At 68.1% G+C, this 17,847-nt stretch carries 17 protein-coding genes; 9 read left to right on the forward strand and 8 right to left on the reverse strand.

From position 1 onward, the window contains the following. Nucleotides 1-19 precede the first annotated feature (19 nt). Nucleotides 20-1,582, reverse strand: coding sequence for an allantoinase AllB (gene allB, locus PQI66_RS13265; protein ID WP_339999003.1), 1,563 nt, complete (start codon nucleotides 1,580-1,582; stop codon nucleotides 20-22). A gap of 11 nt (nucleotides 1,583-1,593) precedes the next feature. Next, nucleotides 1,594-2,916, reverse strand: a complete 1,323-nt coding sequence (locus PQI66_RS13270) for a DUF6986 family protein (RefSeq protein WP_339999004.1) — start codon at nucleotides 2,914-2,916, stop codon at nucleotides 1,594-1,596. Between the two features lie 253 nt (nucleotides 2,917-3,169). On the opposite strand from PQI66_RS13270, the gene PQI66_RS13275 reads away from it, so the two are divergent. From PQI66_RS13275 to PQI66_RS13285, 3 genes are all read left to right on the forward strand, one after another. Continuing rightward, a complete protein-coding gene (locus tag PQI66_RS13275; protein WP_339999177.1) occupies nucleotides 3,170-4,675 on the forward strand; it encodes an MFS transporter in 1,506 nt (501 codons plus the stop codon). Between the two features lie 7 nt (nucleotides 4,676-4,682). Then, a complete protein-coding gene (locus PQI66_RS13280) occupies nucleotides 4,683-5,207 on the forward strand; it encodes a TetR/AcrR family transcriptional regulator (protein WP_339999005.1) in 525 nt (174 codons plus the stop codon). Between the two features lie 176 nt (nucleotides 5,208-5,383). After that, the gene (locus PQI66_RS13285) at nucleotides 5,384-6,373 is read left to right on the forward strand and encodes a tetratricopeptide repeat protein (RefSeq protein WP_339999006.1); all 990 of its coding nucleotides are present in this window, start codon (nucleotides 5,384-5,386) and stop codon (nucleotides 6,371-6,373) included. 87 nt (nucleotides 6,374-6,460) lie between these two features. Here the strand turns inward: PQI66_RS13285 and PQI66_RS13290 are convergent, their stop codons facing one another. Further along, a complete protein-coding gene (locus PQI66_RS13290; RefSeq protein ID WP_339999007.1) occupies nucleotides 6,461-7,558 on the reverse strand; it encodes a GTP-binding protein in 1,098 nt (365 codons plus the stop codon). Beyond that, nucleotides 7,555-8,190 (reverse strand): zinc ABC transporter ATP-binding protein AztA, encoded by a 636-nt coding sequence (aztA, locus tag PQI66_RS13295; protein ID WP_339999008.1) that lies wholly within the window; start codon nucleotides 8,188-8,190, stop codon nucleotides 7,555-7,557. Before aztA ends, PQI66_RS13290 begins: the two co-directional genes overlap by 4 nt. Nucleotides 8,191-8,219: 29 nt before the next feature. On the opposite strand from aztA, the gene aztB reads away from it, so the two are divergent. The 4 genes from aztB to aztD all read left to right on the forward strand — a co-directional run bounded on the left by aztB (nucleotide 8,220) and on the right by aztD (nucleotide 12,629). Next, a complete protein-coding gene (gene aztB / locus PQI66_RS13300) occupies nucleotides 8,220-9,071 on the forward strand; it encodes a zinc ABC transporter permease AztB (protein WP_339999009.1) in 852 nt (283 codons plus the stop codon). A gap of 102 nt (nucleotides 9,072-9,173) precedes the next feature. After that, nucleotides 9,174-10,367 (forward strand): hypothetical protein, encoded by a 1,194-nt coding sequence (locus PQI66_RS13305; protein ID WP_339999010.1) that lies wholly within the window; start codon nucleotides 9,174-9,176, stop codon nucleotides 10,365-10,367. Next, nucleotides 10,367-11,281 (forward strand): zinc ABC transporter substrate-binding protein AztC, encoded by a 915-nt coding sequence (aztC, locus tag PQI66_RS13310; RefSeq protein WP_339999011.1) that lies wholly within the window; start codon nucleotides 10,367-10,369, stop codon nucleotides 11,279-11,281. The genes PQI66_RS13305 and aztC overlap by 1 nt, the downstream gene beginning before the upstream one ends. Before the next feature lie 40 nt (nucleotides 11,282-11,321). Then, nucleotides 11,322-12,629, forward strand: coding sequence for a zinc metallochaperone AztD (gene aztD / locus PQI66_RS13315; protein ID WP_339999012.1), 1,308 nt, complete (start codon nucleotides 11,322-11,324; stop codon nucleotides 12,627-12,629). Between the two features lie 327 nt (nucleotides 12,630-12,956). Here aztD and PQI66_RS13320 read toward each other — a convergent pair whose 3' ends face one another. From PQI66_RS13320 to PQI66_RS13335, 4 genes are all read right to left on the reverse strand, one after another. Next, entirely contained in the window at nucleotides 12,957-13,493 is a 537-nt protein-coding gene (locus PQI66_RS13320) for a hypothetical protein (protein WP_339999013.1), read from the reverse strand. 137 nt (nucleotides 13,494-13,630) lie between these two features. Beyond that, nucleotides 13,631-13,933, reverse strand: a complete 303-nt coding sequence (locus PQI66_RS13325) for a hypothetical protein (RefSeq protein ID WP_339999014.1) — start codon at nucleotides 13,931-13,933, stop codon at nucleotides 13,631-13,633. Nucleotides 13,934-14,008: 75 nt separating this feature from the next. Next, complete coding sequence (locus PQI66_RS13330) at nucleotides 14,009-15,568, reverse strand: SAM-dependent methyltransferase (protein ID WP_339999015.1); 1,560 nt, start codon at nucleotides 15,566-15,568, stop codon at nucleotides 14,009-14,011. Nucleotides 15,569-15,646: 78 nt separating this feature from the next. After that, complete coding sequence (locus PQI66_RS13335) at nucleotides 15,647-17,035, reverse strand: YibE/F family protein (RefSeq protein ID WP_339999016.1); 1,389 nt, start codon at nucleotides 17,033-17,035, stop codon at nucleotides 15,647-15,649. Nucleotides 17,036-17,199: 164 nt separating this feature from the next. Between PQI66_RS13335 and PQI66_RS13340 the strand changes: the two genes are divergently transcribed. Together PQI66_RS13340 and PQI66_RS13345 are read left to right on the forward strand one after the other, a co-directional pair. Continuing rightward, the gene (locus PQI66_RS13340) at nucleotides 17,200-17,658 is read left to right on the forward strand and encodes a hypothetical protein (protein WP_339999017.1); all 459 of its coding nucleotides are present in this window, start codon (nucleotides 17,200-17,202) and stop codon (nucleotides 17,656-17,658) included. After that, entirely contained in the window at nucleotides 17,658-17,840 is a 183-nt protein-coding gene (locus tag PQI66_RS13345; RefSeq protein WP_339999018.1) for a hypothetical protein, read from the forward strand. The genes PQI66_RS13340 and PQI66_RS13345 overlap by 1 nt, the downstream gene beginning before the upstream one ends. Nucleotides 17,841-17,847: the final 7 nt, after the last annotated feature.

Here is a 17,847-nt window from a genome sequence, read left to right on the forward strand (position 1 = left end):
AGCAGGTCAGGGTCGCAGGTCAGGGTCGCAGGGTGAAGGGTCGGACGGCGGCGGGGAAGACGGCGGCGTCCTCCAGATCGACGGCGGGGACGTGCGGGGTGGACGGGCGGACGTAGACGGGGTCGCCGCCGATCCAGGTGCGGGTCACCACGCCGGCCAGGGCGCGTTGGGCGTAGGCGGTGACCTTGTTGCGCTGGTGGAGTTCGTCGGGCAGGACGACGAACGCGTCGTCGGCGCTGACGGTGGCCAGGTCGGCGCGGCGTCCGGCGGCGATCGCGCCCCGGTCGGTCAGCCCGGCCCACTCGGCCGGGGCCTGGCACATCCAGCCGACGACGTCGGCCAGCGACAGCCCGCGTAGCCGGGCCTGGGACCACACCACCGGCAGCCCGAGCTGGACGGAGCCGATGCCGCCCCAGGCCTCGCCGAAGGAGCCGCCGGACCCGCGGTGGTCGGCACCGCCGGCCCCGAGGTTGTTGCCGGTGGCTGCGAGGGCGGAGAAGGCCGTGAGTTCATTGCGCTCGTTGGCGGACGCCTGGGCCTCGGCGACCTCGGCGAACTTCTTCAGTTCCGCGGTGCAGGGGGAGTGGTCGGAGACCACCGTGGAGATGACCCCGTCCACCAGGCCCTTCCACAGGCGCTCGCGGTTGCCGGCGGTGCGCACCGGCGGGCAGCACTTGTACTGGGTCGCGCCGTTCTGGATCTCCTCGGAGAACAACGCCAGGTAGTGCGGGCAGGTCTCGGCGGTGATGCGGACGCCGCGCTCCTGGGCGGCGGCGATCTGGTCGATGGAGCCGGAGTCGGACAGGTGCAGGATGTGTGCCCGGCATCCGGTGGCTTCGGCGGCCTCGATCACCGTGGCGATGGCTGTCGCCTCCGCCGAGGACGGGCGGGACGCCAGGAAACTGTCGAAGGTCTCGTCGATGCCGCCGGCGGCGTCGACCTTCGCTTCACCGGCGGCAATCTCGTCGGCGTCCTCGGCGTGGACGATGAGCAGTCCGTCGAACTCCGCGATCTCGGTCATCGCCTGGTGCAGCTGGTCGGCGGACAGTGGCTGGAACTCGTCCACCCCGGAGTGCAGGAGGAAGCACTTGAAGCCGAACACGCCTCTGTCCCACAGTGCCCGCAGGTCCCCGGTGCCGAGGTTCTCCGGCACCACGCCACCCCAGAAGCCGACGTTGACCTTCGCCTTCGGTGCGGCGACGTCCTGTTTGGTGTCCAGTGCGTCCACGGTGACGGTGGAGGGGATCGAGTTCAGCGGCATGTCCAGCAGCGTGGTCACCCCGCCGGCCGCGGCCGCGCGGGTCACTGAGGCGAAGCCCTCCCATTCGGTGCGCCCGGGCTCGTTGACGTGGACGTGGGTGTCGACGAGGCCGGGGATGAGCACCTGGTCGTCGGGAACGTCCACGACGGTGGCGTCGGTGTAGGTGAACTCCGCGGGGAGTTCGGCGTCCCGCCCGTCGAGGACGGCGGTGATCTGTTCACCGCTGACGAGGACGCTGACCGGCCCCTGTGCCGGGGACCGGTCGTCCTCGGGAAGGTACACGGCGTGGGACGCGCGGTAGATCGTGGTGATGTCTGTCATGGGTTCGCTCCTCAGGCTCCGTACAGTCGGCCGCTCACCTGGAGACTACGCAACTGGTCGTGGTCCACGCCCGTGAGTTCCAGTTCCCGGTCGGTGACGGCACCGCAGGCGTGGGCGCGCAGCAGGTAGCCGGCCAGCGCCTTCGCGGTGGCGGGTTCGTCCATCCACCGGCTGGTGTCTCCCGCGACATAGGCGCGCAGCCGTTCGGCGCTGAGTCGCCAGTCGGCGCGGAAGTAGGCGATGGTGGTCATGTGCCGGGTGACGAGCTGGCGCGCGTGCAGGTCCCAGCCCTGCCGGATGCCGCGGCGCAGGTGGCGGTGCACCAGGCGGTGGTGGATGCGCCATCCCTCCAGGGTCTCCGCCCGGGTGCCGACGGGGATGCGGTTGGTGGAGCCGTCGGAGAGTTCCACGCCGACCGCCGTCGTCGCGACCTGCAGGACGTCCTTGGCGTGGTCGGCGACGGGGTGGTCCATGGCCTGCTCGGCGGCGTCGACGCCGAGGGAGGCGGAGTAGTCGTAGGTGCCGTAGTGCAGGGACAGGACGCGCCCTCGCCCGGCGCTGATGAGACGGGCGGGTTCGGCGGCCCCGTCGGCGGCGAGCACGGCCTGCGGGGTCTCGACCTGGACCTCGAACGGGATCTCGGGGACACCGAGTGCGTCCTCCAGGCGGCGCAGCACGTCGACGAACACCTCGACCTGGTGGTGGTGCTGCACCTTCGGCAACGTCAGGCGCAGCGCCCGGCGGTCGTCCTCCAGCAGTGTGCGCAGGACGCCCCGCTCCGCCAGCCCGGTCAGGACGATGGCGAGGGTGCGTAGGCCACGGTCGCGGACGGCCGGGTCGAAGGACTTGAACCGGATGCCGGCGAAGGCGGGAGCGGCCGGACCCGGCGTGCTGAACCAGGTGGCCAGGACATCGGCGGCCTGGCGGGCCTTGGCGTCCTCGTCGGCGTCGCGGTCGGCCTGCGGGACGCCGCGCTGGGTGAATCCGTCCTCGAAGTCGATGCGCAGGTCCTCGACCGGCTCGCGCAGGAGTTTCTCCCGGGTGAGTTCGCCGACGGTCCCGGCGTGCTTGTCGGCGACACCGAGGTCACGGGCGAGGTCGGCGGGGTCGCCGTGCGCGTCCAGGGCGTCCAGGGCGTCCGACGCCCAGCGCCGGGGCAGGTCGGTGCCGGGCAGGCCGTCGCCGACGATGAGGTGGGCGGGGACGTACACGGTGTGCACGGGCTGACGCCAGGTGACCGGTGTCGCCCAGCGTCCGGCGACGAGTGGGTCGATGTCCGCCAACCCCGCGTCGGCGAGGGCGGTGAGGTCGGACAGGACGCTGGGGTCGGGCACGGTTGCTCCTCGGCTGGGCGGGTGGTTTCTCAGGATGTTACGTCATCGCCCGGACGTGTGACGGACGTCGCACCAACGGTGCAGGTGACGGGCATGGTGAGGCCCGCCACACCGCTTGAAACTGTAACGCACGTTCGGTACAGTTCCATGCTGTGTCGACCAGGCACACCAGACACGGCAGAGACCGGCACAACCGGCACGCGCACAGGAGGTATTGACCGTGAGCCACACGACGACGGCGACGGGACGGACGGTGGGACGTCCCTCCGGAGGCACACCCGCCTCCGCCACCACGCCCGCCCAGCGCTGGAGCTTCCTCGGCATCATCAGCCTCGGACTGTTCCTCGTCGGCGCGGACAACTCGATCCTCTACACGGCACTGCCGGTGCTGCGCGACGAGCTGCACACCACCGCGCTGCAGGGCCTGTGGATCATCAACGCCTACCCGCTGGTCCTGGTCGGGCTGCTGCTCGGTACCGGCACCCTCGGCGACAAGATCGGCCACCGCGTCATGTTCCTCACCGGGGTGAGCGTCTTCGGCGTCGGTTCCCTGCTCGCGGCGTTCTCTCCGAACGCGTGGATGCTCATCGCGGCCCGCGCCGTCCTCGGATTCGGTGCGGCCACGATGATGCCCGCCACGCTGGCGCTGATCCGCCAGACGTTCACCGACGTCCGGGAGCGCAACACCGCCATCGGCATCTGGGGGTCGATCGCGGTCGTCGGTGCGGCGTCCGGCCCGGTGCTCGGCGGTTTCCTGCTGGAGCACTTCCACTGGGGCACCGTGTTCCTCATCAACGTGCCGGTCGTGGTCGTGATCCTCGTGGCGACAGCCGTGTACGCCCCCGCGAACCAGGCCGACCCCTCCCGGCACTGGGACGTGCTGTCCTCGGTGTGGGCGATGCTGACCATGGTCGGGGCGGTCATGGCGATCAAGGAGACGGCGAATTCCGAGGGCAGCACCGCGCTCGTCCTGTCCTGCGTGGGTGTGGCGGTCGTCGGTGCCGTGCTGTTCGCGCACCGTCAGGGTCTGCTGCGCCGCCGCGGTATGCCGGCGCTGCTGGAGTTCGGGATCTTCCGCGACCGCATGTTCGCCGGCGGCACACTGGCCGCGATGTTCGCGATGTTCGTGCTGGCGGGCGCCGAGCTGATGACCACCCAGCGGTTCCAGACCTCGGGCGGGTTCAGTCCGCTGGAGGCCGGCCTGCTGGTGGCGTCGGCGGCGGTGCCGGCGATCCCGGCCTCGATCCTCGGTGGCATGAACCTGCACCGTCTCGGCTTCCGCACGCTGATCACCGGTGGTTTCACCGTCGTGGCGGCCGGTGTGGCGACCGTGGTGTGGGCGGTGCCGGACCAGCCGTTGTGGGCCGCGGTCATCGGCCTGGGGCTGGTCGGTGTCGGTTCCGGCTGCGTGATGTCCGTGTCGTCGTCGGCGATCATCGGTTCGGCCCCGGAGCGCAAGGCCGGGATGGCGTCCTCGGTGGAGGCGATCTCCTACGAGTTCGGCACGCTGCTGTCGGTGGCGATCCTGGGCAGCCTGATGCCGATGTTCTACGCGATGCGGGCCCCGTCGGAGGTGTCGGGGGACGTCGACCACGGGGTGGACCACCCGGTGTTCGGCGCGGTCGCGGCGGACGCCTACGACACCGGTTACCTGCTGGTGCTGGTGATCGCGGGTATCGTCGCAGTGGTCGCCGCCCTGGTGACGGCCTGGTGCTTCCGTGGGAACCCGAAGGAGGCGAAGTACTCTGCGCACGAGTAAGAAGGACGTGATCCTGCGCGCCGCCGTCGGCATCATCGAGTCGGACGGTCTGGACGCGGTGACCTACGAGTCCCTCGCGGACGCGTCCGGGATGTCGAAGTCGGGGTTGATCTACCACTTCCCGTCGCGCCACGAGCTGATGCTCGGGGTGCACCGCCACCTCGCCGGGCAGTGGGAGGACGAGTTGGTCTCCGCGGCAGGGGGTCGGGCGGACGAGGTGTCGCCGTCAGCCCGGTTGCGCGCGATGGTGCTGTCGTTGAGCAGGTCGGCGACGCGTGCGGACCTGCTGCTGCAGGTCGATTCCCGGACACACCGGGACTTCGTCGAGGTGTGGCGCGACGTCGACCAGCGGTGGCTGCCGTCGGTGGACGGGGTCGACGGCGACGGGGAGGACGCGGACCTGGCCCGCGCGGCGTACCTGGTCCAGATCCTCGCGGACGGGTTGTGGCTGCACGACCACGTCCATGACCACGCCCTGACCGCGGCCCAGCGCAAGGCCCTGACGGAGGCGATCCTGGAGCTGATCCCGTAGGAGGCGGCGCGGAGTCGCGTGGTTGCCGCGGGGAGTGCGGCATATTACGCCTCCGGTCTTTCTCGAAGAGTAAGACGTGCAGGTCAGTGTTGTTATGAGAGGGGGCCGTCGCCGATCGAGGCGTAATCGGTGACCGTCATCGTCAGCGTGGCCAGCGACGCCTACAGTGGGCGATGATGGAGCATTCACACGGGCACGACCATGATTCCTGCACCCCGGACATCGACCGGGATCTGGTGGTCACGGGGATACGTTCACCAGAGGAGACACCGCACGACACGGCGACCTCCGGTGAGGAGACGTCACCGTCCCACGTCGTCAGACCGGTGGTCGAGGTGACGCCGTTGTCCCTGGAGCCTGAGGTCATCGCCCGCTCGTCCCAGGTACCCGTGGTCGTCCTCATCGGTTCGACGGTCGATCCCGGCACGACGGCACTGCGGCGTGACCTGGAGAACCGCGCCACCGGACTGCGGTGGATCCTCGGCGTGCTGGACGCCGACCGGTTCCCGCAGGTCGTCCGTGCTTTCCGGCCGACGATGCTTCCGTCGGTGGTCGTCGTGGCCGGTGGCACGGGTGTCGGCACCTGGACCACGGTGGACGGCGCGGAGGTCGACTGCGGGGACTGGGTCGAGCAGGTCGTCACGACCGTCGCAGGACGGCTCGGGGGACTTCCGGACGACGCGGTCACCGACGGCGCCGGCGCGGCGACAGCAGGCGACTCCGTGGTCGCGGATCCGAGGCTCCAGGAGGCAGCGGAGTTGGTCGGCCAGGGGGATGCCGAGGCCGCGCTCGCCCTCTACGACCGGATGCTCGCCGAGTACACCACTCCCGCTGCAGCGAGCACGCTGTACCGAGCACGGGCGGCCGTCGCGGTCCTGGCCCGTACACGGGACATGGACCGCTCTGCCGTGTTGTCCGCGGTGGCGGACGCCCGTCGGCGTCTGCAGGGTGGTCAGGGCGACACCGACACCGTGTTACGCGCCGCGGACGTCCTGGTTCTCCTCGACAAACCCGCGGAGGCGGTGGACCTGTTGTCGGGGTCCCTCGCGGGAACGGCGGACCGCGACAGCATCCGTCTGCGTCTCCTGGACATGCTCCACCTGCTGGAGCCTGATGATCCGGTGGTGGTGCGGGCCCGCCAGAGGATCGCCACGGCCGTCTTCTGAGACCCCGACCTGGGTTGGTCGACGGGGTCCGGGTCGGCACAGGGTGGGGGTGCAGGACGCGCGGACGCGCTGCCGCGCGCCGCACGGTCACTGCACGAGCCCGAAGGCTTCCGTGTCGCTGAGCATGGCGGCGTCCAGCTTCCGGAGCAGCGCGGCGCCGTCGAGCTTCACCCCGATGAGCACCACCTCGGTGCCTGGCTCCAGTCCGGCACCTTTCCATGGTGCCGCAGGTCGAATCGACAGGTCGGGTCCGGCCTGGTGCCACACCTGGGCATATTCGAGGCGGTCGGCGATCCAGCAGTAACCCTTCGACCGGACCAGTCCCGTCGTGGAGCGCAGGGCCTCAAGGAGTCGTCCGCGGTCGAAGGGGCGCTCTCCCCGGAATACCACGGAGCTGATGCCGTACTCCTCGGTCTCCGGGGTGTGGGGGTTCGTCAGTTCCTCGGTGTAGCCCTGGTAGGTCCGTGCGGTGGCCTCGTTGTACAGGCGTGCCCCGAGGATCTCCTCGGTGGCGGCACGTCCGTGGACCAGGCCGTCCATCATGACGTCGACCTGCGCCCGCGGGTTCATGCGCCGGACCAGTGAGAGCGTGGCGGAGAGTCGGTCGGCGGAGACCAGGTCCGACTTGGTGACGTAGATGCGGTCGGCGAATTCGACCTGGTCGACGAGGAGATCGGCGACGGTGCGTTCATCGTCCGGTGTGGCGCCGCGGTCGGCGTCCTGCAGCCGCGTCCGACCGCCGAGCCCGTCGAGGAACTGGACGGCGTCGACGAGGGTGACCATCGTGTCGATCGGGGCGAGATCCGCCAGTCTCGTCCCGTCGTCCCACTGCCACTCGAAGGTGGCGGCCACCGGCATCGGTTCCGAGATGCCGGTCGACTCGATGAGAATGTGGTCGTAGGCGCCGTGGCGGGCGAGGGACCCGACGGATTCCACGAGGTCGTCGCGCAGTGTGCAGCAGATGCAGCCGTTGGTCAGTTCCACGAAGCGGTCGTCGCCGCGGGTCAGGTGGCCTTCGCCGGCGATGAGGGCGGCGTCGATGTTGACCTCGGAGAAGTCGTTGACGATGACGGCGATGCGACGACCGTCACGGTTCGCCAGGACGGCGTTGAGCAGCGTGGTCTTGCCGGAGCCGAGGAATCCGGACAGGACGGTCACCGGGGTGCGACGGTGCGCGGCGGTCATACCGGCTCCACCACCCGTCCGTGGTCGAGGACGATGACCCGGTCGGCACTGTCCGCCTGATGACGGTGGTGGGTGGCGATGACGACCGTGACACCGTCCCGACTCTCCTCGCGCACCGCCTCGTCGATCATGGTGACGGTGGCGGTGTCCACTGCCGACAGTGGTTCGTCCAGCAGAAGCAGGGGAGCCTGCTGGGCCAGTCCCTGGGCGATGAAGGTGCGCTGGCGCTGTCCGCCGGACAGGTCGCTGAGGGTGCGGTCGGCGAGGTCGGTGATGCCCATGCGGTCCATGGAGGTGTCGATGAGCTCCCGGTCGCGCCGGGTGAGTGGGCGGAGCAGACCGCGGTCCCGCCACCGTCCCATGGACACCGCCCGGCGGGCGGTCACGGGGAACAGGTCGGGTGCGGTGCTGTGCTGGGGGACCAGGGCGGTGTTGGACGGGACGCCGGTCGCTGTTCCTGACGTGGGGTGCAGCGTGCCGGCGAGGATGCCGAGCAGGGTTGATTTTCCGGAGCCGTTGCCGCCGACGAGTGCGGTGACGGTCCCGGGCTCGAGGGTGAGACTGATCCGCCGGAGGGAGGGGATCCGTGCGTAGCGGTGGGAGATGTCGGTGAGGCGGACTGGTTCGCGCATTCCTTCATGATAATGATAATCATTATCAAATGGAACTCCTGACATCCCCTTTCGAGGTCTCGTTCGTCTTCCGGGCACTGCTGGCCGGCGGGTTCGCCGCTGTGCTCTGCGCCTGTATCGGCACGTGGGTCGTCCTGCGTGGCCTTGCGTTCTTCGGCGACGCGATGAGTCACGGCATGTTGCCCGGCGTGGCGGTGGCGGCCCTGCTCGGCGGGAACCTCATGCTCGGGGCGGCGGTCAGCGCACTGGTGATGTCCCTGGGGGTCGTGACGGTCAGCCGCGCGTCGCGCCTGTCGCAGGACGTGAGTATCGGGCTGCAGTTCATCACGATGCTGTCGCTGGGGGTGGTGATCGTCTCGCATTCCGGGTCGTTCGCCGTCGACCTCACGGCCTTCCTGTTCGGCGACATCCTCGGCGTCACCCGCGGAGATGTCCTGGTCATCGCCATCGCCGCTGTTGTGGGAGGCCTGGCCTGCTTCGTGCTGCACCGGCCCTTCACGGCCCTGACGTTCGACGAGCGTAAGGCCCACACTCTGGGACTGCGCCCGGGGGTGACGCACGTGGGGATGCTGGTCCTCGTCGCGCTGGCGACGGTGGCGTCGTTCCAGGTGGTCGGCACGCTCCTGGTCTTCGGGCTGTTGATCGGACCGCCGGCGACGGCATTGCTGCTGGTCCGGGGGATCGGGCGGGTCATGGCGGCCGCGGCGGTGATCGGTGTGCTGCAGGTCTACGTCGGTCTGCTGGTCAGCTGGTATGCGGAGACCGCTGCGGGGGCGACGGTGACCCTGCTCGGCGGGACGAGCTTCCTGGTCGTCTTGGCGGCAAAGGCAGTTCTGTGTAGAGTCGGCCTCCGTACTGCAAATGATAATCATTATCAGTAGAGGAGAATGATGACGCTACAGCGCAGACCGTGCGCCCGACCGCCTGTTCCGTTCAGTCGGCTTGCCGCCGTCGTTGCAGCTCTTGCCGTCCCGCCCCTGATCATGGGGTTGTCTGCCTGCGGGGCAGGGGGCACGGACGCTGAGTCGACCGCCACCTCCGGCGCCAACGAGACGCCCCACGGCTATGTCGAAGGCGCGGAGGAAGCCACCGAACCGCAGCTGAGGCTGGCGGCTGTCGACGCCGACGATGCAGATGCCGGCGGACTCACGCTGGTCGACCTGTTGACCGGTGACCCCGTGGATGCACCGGCGGAGCCCGACGGGGAGGAACCAGCCGTGCTCAAGGAGTCTGACGGACGCTTCCTGTTCACCGCGGACGATGCAGGCGTCACTGTCACGGACACCGGGGTATGGACCGTGGACCACGGCGACCACAACCACTACTACCGGTCCGATCCTTCCCGGGTCGGCACGGTGGACGGTGACACTCCCGGTCACGTGGTCTCCAACAGTTCGCAGGTCGCGATGTTCTTCGACGGCGACGGCGCGGTGAAGGTCTTCCCACGGCAGGGGCTCGGCGACGGAGAACTGACCGAAGACATCTCCTTCGACGTCGGTGCACACCACGGGGTTGCGGTCCCGTTCGCGGACCACGTCCTGACCACGGTTCCCGGGGCCGATGACGAGGAACTCCCCGGGAAGATCTCACTCTACGACGACTCCGGTGAGGAGGCGTCGGACGAGCTCACCGGCGAAACCACCTGCCCCGAGATCCACGGTGCGGCAGGGCTCCGCGACCATGTGGCGTTCGCCTGCGGGGACGGTGTCCTCACGGTGGACGACGGCCTCACCGGTACCGTCACCCCGTACCCGCAGGACGGCGACGGGCGTGCGTGGTCCCTGGTGGCGGGCCGGGACCTTGTGGCCGCACCGTTCGAAGACGGTGGGCTCGGAGTCCTCGACCTGGAGTCCGGAGAATGGCAGATCGCCGATACGGACGCCTCGGTGGTCTCCGCCGCAGTCGCACCGGATGACTCGACCGTCTTCGCCGTTGACGAGGACGGCGTGGGTTATGTGGTCGACGCCGCCTCTGGCGAGGTCACCGCGCAGCGACAACTGGTGGACGGCGGTGGCGACACGGCTCCGTCGGTAGCCCTCACCCGGGAACGCGGATATGTCTCCGACCCGGCAGACGGCACCGTCGCAGAGCTTGACGTGCGGGACAACCTGCGCGAAGCCCGCAGCATCGACGTCGGCGGGCACCCTGCGGCGATCGCCGTGACGGGAGACAAGTGATGAACCGTCTCCGCGTCCTCACCGCGACGCTGGTCTCCGGAGTTCTCGCCTCCGTCCTCGTCGCCTGCAGCAGTGACACTGACCGTCCGAGCATCGTCGTCACCACGAACATCCTCGGTGACGTCGTCTCCCGGCTCGTCGGCGACTCCGCGGACGTCCAGGTACTGATGAAACCCAACGCTGACCCGCACTCCTTCGGCATCTCCGCCAGAGAGGCCGGGGACATGCAGCAGGCCGACCTCATCGTCGCCAACGGACTGGGACTCGAAGAAGGACTTGGATCGAACCTCGACAACGCCCGCGAAGAAGGGGTCGACGTCCTCGAGGTCGGCGAGGAGATCGACCCGCTGCCGTACGCCGCGGGCGGGGACGAGGGTGATCTCGACCCGCACTTCTGGACGGATCCCGGCCGTATGGTCACCGCCGCGGGCATCATCGCCGACCACCTGACAGGCGTGGTCGACGGTGACGTCGGCGAGGAGATCCGTTCGTCCGCCGCGACCTACCGCGCGGAGCTGGACGACCTCGACGCCGAGGTGACAGAGCTCCTGGGCTCGGTGCCGGAGGACCGTCGGACACTGGTGACCAACCACCACGTGTTCGGCTATCTCGCCGACCGCTTCGGCTACGACGTGATCGGCACCGTCATCCCCGGTGGCACCACCCTGGCAGCACCGTCGGCCGCGGACCTGCGGGACCTGAGCACGACCATCCGTGACAACCGCGTCACGGCGATCTTCGCCGATTCCTCGCAACCCCAACGCCTCGCCGACGTCCTCGCCGACGAGGCCGGAATCACCGTCGCTGTCGTCCCCCTGTTCACTGAATCGCTCACTGAGCCGGACGGTGAGGCAGGCACCTACATCGACATGCAACGCACCAACGCCAGGCGCATCGCTGACGCGCTCGGCTGACACCTGACTTTCCTCTGACTCTCGAAAAGGAGAACCCATCATGTCCTCAACGTCCTCAACGTCACTGCCCCATAACCCACGCCGCATCCGACGTGTCCGCCGCAGTGCGACCGCTGCGGTGGCGGCGAGCCTCTCCGCCGTCCTGGCCCTGTCCGCCTGCGCGTCCGAGGAGACGTCGCACGAAGGCCACGACCACGGCGATGAACCTGCCGCCGAAGCACAGGAGGTCGACGCCGCCGAGCCCCGTATCCTGACCACCTACGACGGCGGATACCTCACCCTGGACGCCAACACCCTGGAGGTGATCTCGGACGAGAAGATCGACGGCTTCAACCGGCTGAACCCCCTCGGCGACGGTCGTCACGTCCTGTTGTCCACCGGTGACGGCTTCCAGCTCATCGATGCCGGTGTCTGGACCGAACCGCACGGCGACCACACCCACAGCTACGCCGGGGACCCCGTGCTCACCGACACCGTCTTCGGCACCGACACCCCCGGCCACGTCGTCAGTCATGACGGCAACGTCGCCCTGTTCGGTGACGGCGACGGGAAGATCCAGCTGTTCACGGCAGAGGATTTCCTCGACATCTCCGGCGGTGACGGCGACGACGTCCCTGAGCCGACCGTGACGGAGACGGACGACCCCCACCACGGCGTCGCCGTCGAGCTGTCGGACGGGACCCTGCTGCACACCGAGGGGACGGAGGAACACCGTGACACCGTTGTCGCCCTCAGGCCCGATGGTGAAGAGATCGCGTCCAGTAACGACTGTGAAGGCGTCCACGGGGAGGCGACGGCCGCAGGAGAGGCCGTCTCCTTCGGCTGCGAGGACGGCGTCCTGATCTACAAGGATGGCGAGTTCACCAAGATCGATGCCGAGGACAGTTACGGGCGTACCGGTAACCAGGCCGGCTCCGACGAGTCACCCGTCGTCCTGGGTGACTACAAGGTGGAGGAGGACGCGGAACTGGAGCGTCCGACCAGGATCAAGTTGACGAACACCGAGGACAACACCGCACAGCTCGTCGAGCTGGGGACGTCCTACAGCTTCCGTTCGCTGGCCCGCGGACCGGAGGGTGAGGCTCTGGTACTGGGCACGGACGGCAAACTGCACGTCATCGACCCGGAAACCGGGCAAGAGACCGACGCCTGGGACGTCGTGGGTGAGTGGGAGGAGCCGGTGGAGTGGCAGGAGGCACGCCCCACCCTGTTCGTGCAGGGGGGCCGGGCCTATGTCTCTGAACCGTCCACCAACGAGCTGCATGTGGTCGACCTGTCCACCGGCGAGATCCTGACCTCCGCCGAATTGCCCGAGACCCCGAACGAGCTGACCGGTGTGACCGGTTAGGAAGGTCCTTCCTCCAGTAGCCAACTGCGGAGATCATTGACTGCGGAACGGTAACCTCCGGGGTAAGAGGATTCCAGAGCGTCCTCAGCCCGCTGGAGGAAGTGCTCACTTATCTCCAGTTTCGTTTCCCTGTTCCATACGAGACGCCCATTTTCCATGCAGGAATCTGTCTGGACACCGAGGTACTCCGGACTGGTGCGGTTTCCGTCTCTGGAAATACGCAGGAATGATCCGGTGCTGTCGGAGTAGATCTCCACATCACCGAATACTAACGTCGTGTATCTTTTGCAGTTCATTCCGGCGGCATTTGTTGCTCTTGTCGGCTGATCAAACATTGCACTTCAGGAAGATATTCTGCGAGCGAGCGGAACCATAGTGATCGCCAGCCCAGATTTCCGCGGACACCCTATAGTTGTGACCAGTCGATGTCCCGCAACCTACGTCGCTTCCTGCGTACCCGTACCCGCCCCCGGTGAGGGGAACGACTCCGGTGTCTGCGACATTCTGGTAAATTGCACCGAGATGCTGCTCTTGCAGGGTAGCTTTCGCTCTTAGTGGGAGGAAGCCGGACCCGCTGCAGGATACATTGATTCCGTAGTAGATTCTCTCATTTTTTTTTAGCTTCGGGCCATCTATCGTTCCCGCACATGACCCGACCCCAAGTTGTGGCGAGATTCCCTCGCTGGAGGGGGCATCCAAGGGGATTTCGAATGACTCGCCAGGCTCTACAACCTGGATCTCGTTGCTTGATGGCGACTGGGGGACTTCAAGGTGTGAATCGGGCTGTCCTACGGCGGCTGGGATTGCCGACGCGGAAACTGTAAGCGCTACAGCTACTGCAAACTTTCTTCTCTTAAACATCATGGTTTGGACAGTAGCATGCTCTGATGGGATTTTGTAAAGGTTCCTCAATCTATCGCCGTCAGACCCTCCTCTGAAATAACCATAACAGCAGGTAGTTCCCCTAAGAGGTCAGTTCTCTGGCCACATTTAACAGTGAGTCAGACGGGCCCTTCGGCTAGCAGCCAGTCGCGGAGGTCGGCGACGGCCGCGGCGTAGCCACCCGGATACGACGCGTTCAGTTCCGCCTCGGCCCGCTGGAGGATACGTTTGCTCAGCGAGAGCTTTTCGTCCCTTGTCCAGGTGAGACGCCCCTGCTGCAGGGGTATATCCGTGTGTGCGTCCGGTGCTGTCCACTGCAGTCGAGACCCGTCCGGTTGATGGACCCGCAGGAAAGAACCGCCCCAGTCTGAGTAGATTTCAACGGTGCCGAACTGCAACGTCGTGAACTGTATGGTTTTCACGTGGTGTCCAAGGGGTAGGCGGGTCAGTGTCTGGGAGTCACCGTAGCAGGCGATCCCGTGCTGTCAGGGCTCTCCCTACCGCCGCCGTAGCAGGACGACGCGGTCCGGGTGCCCCCCGAGCTGGCCGTCGACACCGATGACGGTGCGGTCCACGGTCTCGTCCAGGACGATTTCCCAGGCATCCACGTCGAAACCGAGGGCGTCGACGGCGCCGGACTCCTCGGGGCCGGCGTCCGGCATGACGTGGGACAGGATGAACAGGTGGCCGCCGGGGGCGACGAGTTCGCCGGCGGTGAGCAGCAGCGAGGAACGACGGTCCTGCGACGGGGCGTGCAGGTAGCTGGCGGTGACCAGGTCGAAGCTCTCCCCGTCCGCGATCCCCCGCACACCGGTGTCGGTGAAGCGCACGCCGTCGACACCGGCGGCGGCCGCGGCCTCCCGTGAGCGTCGTGCGGCGGTGGCGGACACCTCGACGCCGAGGGTGTCCCAGCCCTGCCGCGCGAGCCAGATGGCGTCGGCACCCTCACCGCAGCCGATGTCCGCAGCCCGGCCGTGGGAGTCGCCGAGCTCCTCGGTGAGCACGCGCACCAGCGACGGGTTCGGGCGTCCCGACCAGCGCGGCGGGGCCTGGGCGTAGGTCGTCTCCCAGAAGCCGTCGTCGGCGACCTCGGGCCACGCGTCATGCGACGTCGGCGCGGTGAGCGCGTGTACCGCGTTGTCGGTGTCCTCGGTGACCAGGGTGGTGTTGAGCATGCCCGCGGTCATCGACGCCTGTCCCATGGACGCGGGAACATTCAGGCGCGGATCGATGACGTTGCCGGTCGCCCACACGCGCGGATGGCTGGTCTGCCCGAAGGCGTCGACCGCCAGGAAGGAGCCGATGCCCGGGACATCGGCGCGGTCGAGGCCCAGCGGGGCGAGGAAACCGTCGCGCGGACGGGCCTGCGGGTGCAGCCCGATCGCGTCGATCGCGTGGACGGCGCCGTCCTCGGTGCGCACGCCGGTGAGCGTCCCGTCCGTGGCGACGATCTCGGCGACCGGGGAGGTCACGACGGTGATGCCGCGGGCGTCGAAGCGCTGGCGCGTGGCGTCGTCCAGCTGCTCGGCGACGTCGGTGCCGGTGACGAAGACGGTGAGGTCCTCGGTCCAGTTCCGGACGAGCTGGGCGTACTGGAAGAGCATCGGGGACGACGCCAGCACACCGATGCGCTGGTCGCGGTGCTCCCAGCCGTGGCAGTAGGGGCACTGGAACACAGTGTCGCCCCAGTGCTCGGCGAGCCCCGGGATGTCGGGGAGGATGTCGTCGATGCCGCTGGCGACGAGGACGGCGCGGGCGTGCTCGACGGTGCCGTCGGCGAGGGTGACCTTGAGGCCGCGGACGACCTCGGTGACGGACTCGATGCTGCCGGTGGTGACGGTGACGCCGTAGGTGTCGAGTTCGGTGCGGCCCTTGTCCAGGAGGTCCAGCGGAGGCAGGCCGTCGTGGCCGAGGACGCCGTGCATGTGCGGGGCGAAGCGGTTGCGGGGTGCGGCGGAGTCGATGACGAGGACGTCGCGACGGGAGCGTCCCAGGAGTTCGGCGGCGCTGAGTCCCGCCGCACCGCCGCCGATGATGATGATGTCGTGTGCTCTCATGCCACCGATCATGCTGTCCTGCCGTGCCTGCGGCAACACGCGTTGCCGGAACGGCACGCAGGGGAATGTACGGGCCCGCTACTGTGTCTTCTGTCGCCACACCGACGAGGTCGTGACCGCGGCGATGGCCGTGGTCAACGGCACGGCGGCGACCAATGCCAGGGAACCCGTCGCCGAGCGGAGGATCTCGGTGGCCATGATGTCCGAGGTCAGGATGTGTCCGATGTCCCGGCCGGACACGCTGAGCAGTACCAGCAGTGGCAGTGCAGCGCCGGCGTAGGACAGCACCAGGGTGTACACGGTGGAGGCCAGGTGGTCGCGGCCGACCCGCATCGCCGTGCCGAAGAGGCGCAGGTTCGACGCGGTGGGGTCGAGTTGGCGCAGCTCGGCGATGGTCGAGGCCTGGGCCACGGTCACGTCGTTGAGCACGCCGAGGGTGCCGATGATGAATCCGGCCAGCAGCAGCCCGCTGATCGACAGGCCGGGGAGGTACAGCATGATCTGCATGTTGTTCTCGTCGGCGAGGCCGCGCAGCTGGTTGGTGTCGATCGCCAGCCACGCCAGCGCGGTGCCCACCAGCATCGCCGCCAGGGTGCCGCCGAGGGAGGACGCCGTCTTCCAGTTCATTCCGTGAACCAGGAACAGTGCCAGGTACAGCACAGCGGAACATGCCGTGACCGCCAGCAGTACCGGGTCGCCACCGCGTGCCAGGGCAGGCAGCAGGAACACCCCGAAGATCCCGAGTGTGACCGCGAGCCCGAGGATGGACCGGAATCCGCGCCACGCACCGACCACGACGATCGCCACGAGGGTCAGCAGCAGCCACACCCACACCGGCGTGGTGCGTTCGTAGTCCTGGAAACCGTAGGTCCGGCCGCCGTCCTCGGAGGTGCCGGTGGTCATCAGGATGTCCTGGCCGACGGGGAGCTCGGGTGAGCCGTCGGAGTCGGTCACCGCGAGCAGTGTGCGCTTCCCTTCCTCCGGTCCGGAGGTGATGTCCACGATGACCTGGGGGCAGGTTGCGTCTCCACCGCCGGCGGCGCTGGGGTGACCCGTGGGCGGCGCGGTGTCGAAGGAGCGTCCGATCGCCGGGGAGTTGCAGGCTCCGGAGGTTTCCAGGGCGACGGTGCCGGACGAGACCTCCTGGGCGAGGCCGGACGTCTGGTGGAAACTGTCGCCGGTCTCCGGCTCACCCTGCGGCCACTGCAGGACCACTGCCGCGGCCGTGGCGACGAACCCGGCGACCAGGGCGACGAACAGGATCGACCTCGGCAACGTCCAGGTGATCCGGCGCGGGTCGAGGTTGCGCGGGTGCATGCGTTCCGCCAGCGGCCGGTCGTCGGACGGGCCGTGGCTGTGGGCGTGGCTGTGCCCGTGCTGCGCTGCGGCGGCGAGCGGGTCGGACGCCGACGGGGGCGGTGCGTCCTTCTTCTGCCGGGTGGGCGAGGGGGCGTGGTGGCGTCCCAAGTCGTCTGCTGCTTTCTGTCGGGTGTGTCTGGCGGAGGTCGTGCGGTCCGCATCTGAGGATAGCCGGGACAGACGGCGTGAGGTTACGCAACGGCCACGTGGCCGGCCCCGTACTGAGGACGGTCTGATATGACCCGGGCGAACCAAGAGGCTAACCTGGGTCCATGTCCACAATCAGCCATGCTCCGGCAGCCGGGGTCGAAGACACCCGGTCGGTACCGGAGCAGTCGGCGGAGACCGCCGGGCCGGCGAAGCCGGTGTCACGCGCCGACCGGTTCATGCTCCGGTTGCTCCGGGTCAGACAGGTCGACCGGATCGACATGGAGGCGGTGGCCGGCGCCCACCGCGCGTTCCGTTGGGCGATCGTGTTCTCCGCCGTGCGGTGCACGATCACCTACCTGCTGGTGCCGATCCTGATCCCGGTCGTCAGCGTCGCCGGGATGGTCGCGACTCCGCTGAACATCACGCTGTGCCTGCTGGCACTGGTCAACGGGACGGTGAGCATGCGTCGTTTCTGGCGCACCGACCACCCGGGCAAGTGGATGTACACATGGTTCATGGCGGTCGTGTTCCTGATCCTCATCGGGACGCTCGTCTACGAGTTCGTCGGATTGGTGGCGTGATGAATACAGAACCAGAGGCCACGGAGGCGGCTGGCGAGGCAACAGATGTCGACCAGGTTGACCATCCTGACCAGGCTCAGCAGCCGGAGATCCCCGGTTCCTCCACCGCGGACGTGGTGACGTTGCTGTTCATGGCGGCGATGATCATCGCCACGGTGGTGTGCTTCATCTTCCTGATGTGAGTCGTCA

The organism is Corynebacterium sp. USCH3, from assembly GCF_037619475.1.
Classification (GTDB): domain Bacteria; phylum Actinomycetota; class Actinomycetes; order Mycobacteriales; family Mycobacteriaceae; genus Corynebacterium.

Bases quoted from the DNA above. Each gene is read 5' to 3' on its own strand.
- PQI66_RS13320 (WP_339999013.1), bottom strand. From the start codon at position 13,493: ATGATGTTTAAGAGAAGAAAGTTTGCAGTAGCTGTAGCGCTTACAGTT.
- PQI66_RS13330 (WP_339999015.1), bottom strand. From the start codon at position 15,568: ATGAGAGCACACGACATCATCATCATCGGCGGCGGTGCGGCGGGACTC.
- PQI66_RS13290 (WP_339999007.1), bottom strand. From the start codon at position 7,558: ATGACCGCCGCGCACCGTCGCACCCCGGTGACCGTCCTGTCCGGATTC.
- PQI66_RS13340 (WP_339999017.1), top strand. From the start codon at position 17,200: ATGTCCACAATCAGCCATGCTCCGGCAGCCGGGGTCGAAGACACCCGG.
- PQI66_RS13345 (WP_339999018.1), top strand. From the start codon at position 17,658: ATGAATACAGAACCAGAGGCCACGGAGGCGGCTGGCGAGGCAACAGAT.
- PQI66_RS13285 (WP_339999006.1), top strand. From the start codon at position 5,384: ATGGAGCATTCACACGGGCACGACCATGATTCCTGCACCCCGGACATC.
- aztD (WP_339999012.1), top strand. From the start codon at position 11,322: ATGTCCTCAACGTCCTCAACGTCACTGCCCCATAACCCACGCCGCATC.
- allB (WP_339999003.1), bottom strand. From the start codon at position 1,582: ATGACAGACATCACCACGATCTACCGCGCGTCCCACGCCGTGTACCTT.
- aztB (WP_339999009.1), top strand. From the start codon at position 8,220: ATGGAACTCCTGACATCCCCTTTCGAGGTCTCGTTCGTCTTCCGGGCA.
- aztC (WP_339999011.1), top strand. From the start codon at position 10,367: ATGAACCGTCTCCGCGTCCTCACCGCGACGCTGGTCTCCGGAGTTCTC.
- aztA (WP_339999008.1), bottom strand. From the start codon at position 8,190: ATGCGCGAACCAGTCCGCCTCACCGACATCTCCCACCGCTACGCACGG.
- PQI66_RS13305 (WP_339999010.1), top strand. From the start codon at position 9,174: ATGGGGTTGTCTGCCTGCGGGGCAGGGGGCACGGACGCTGAGTCGACC.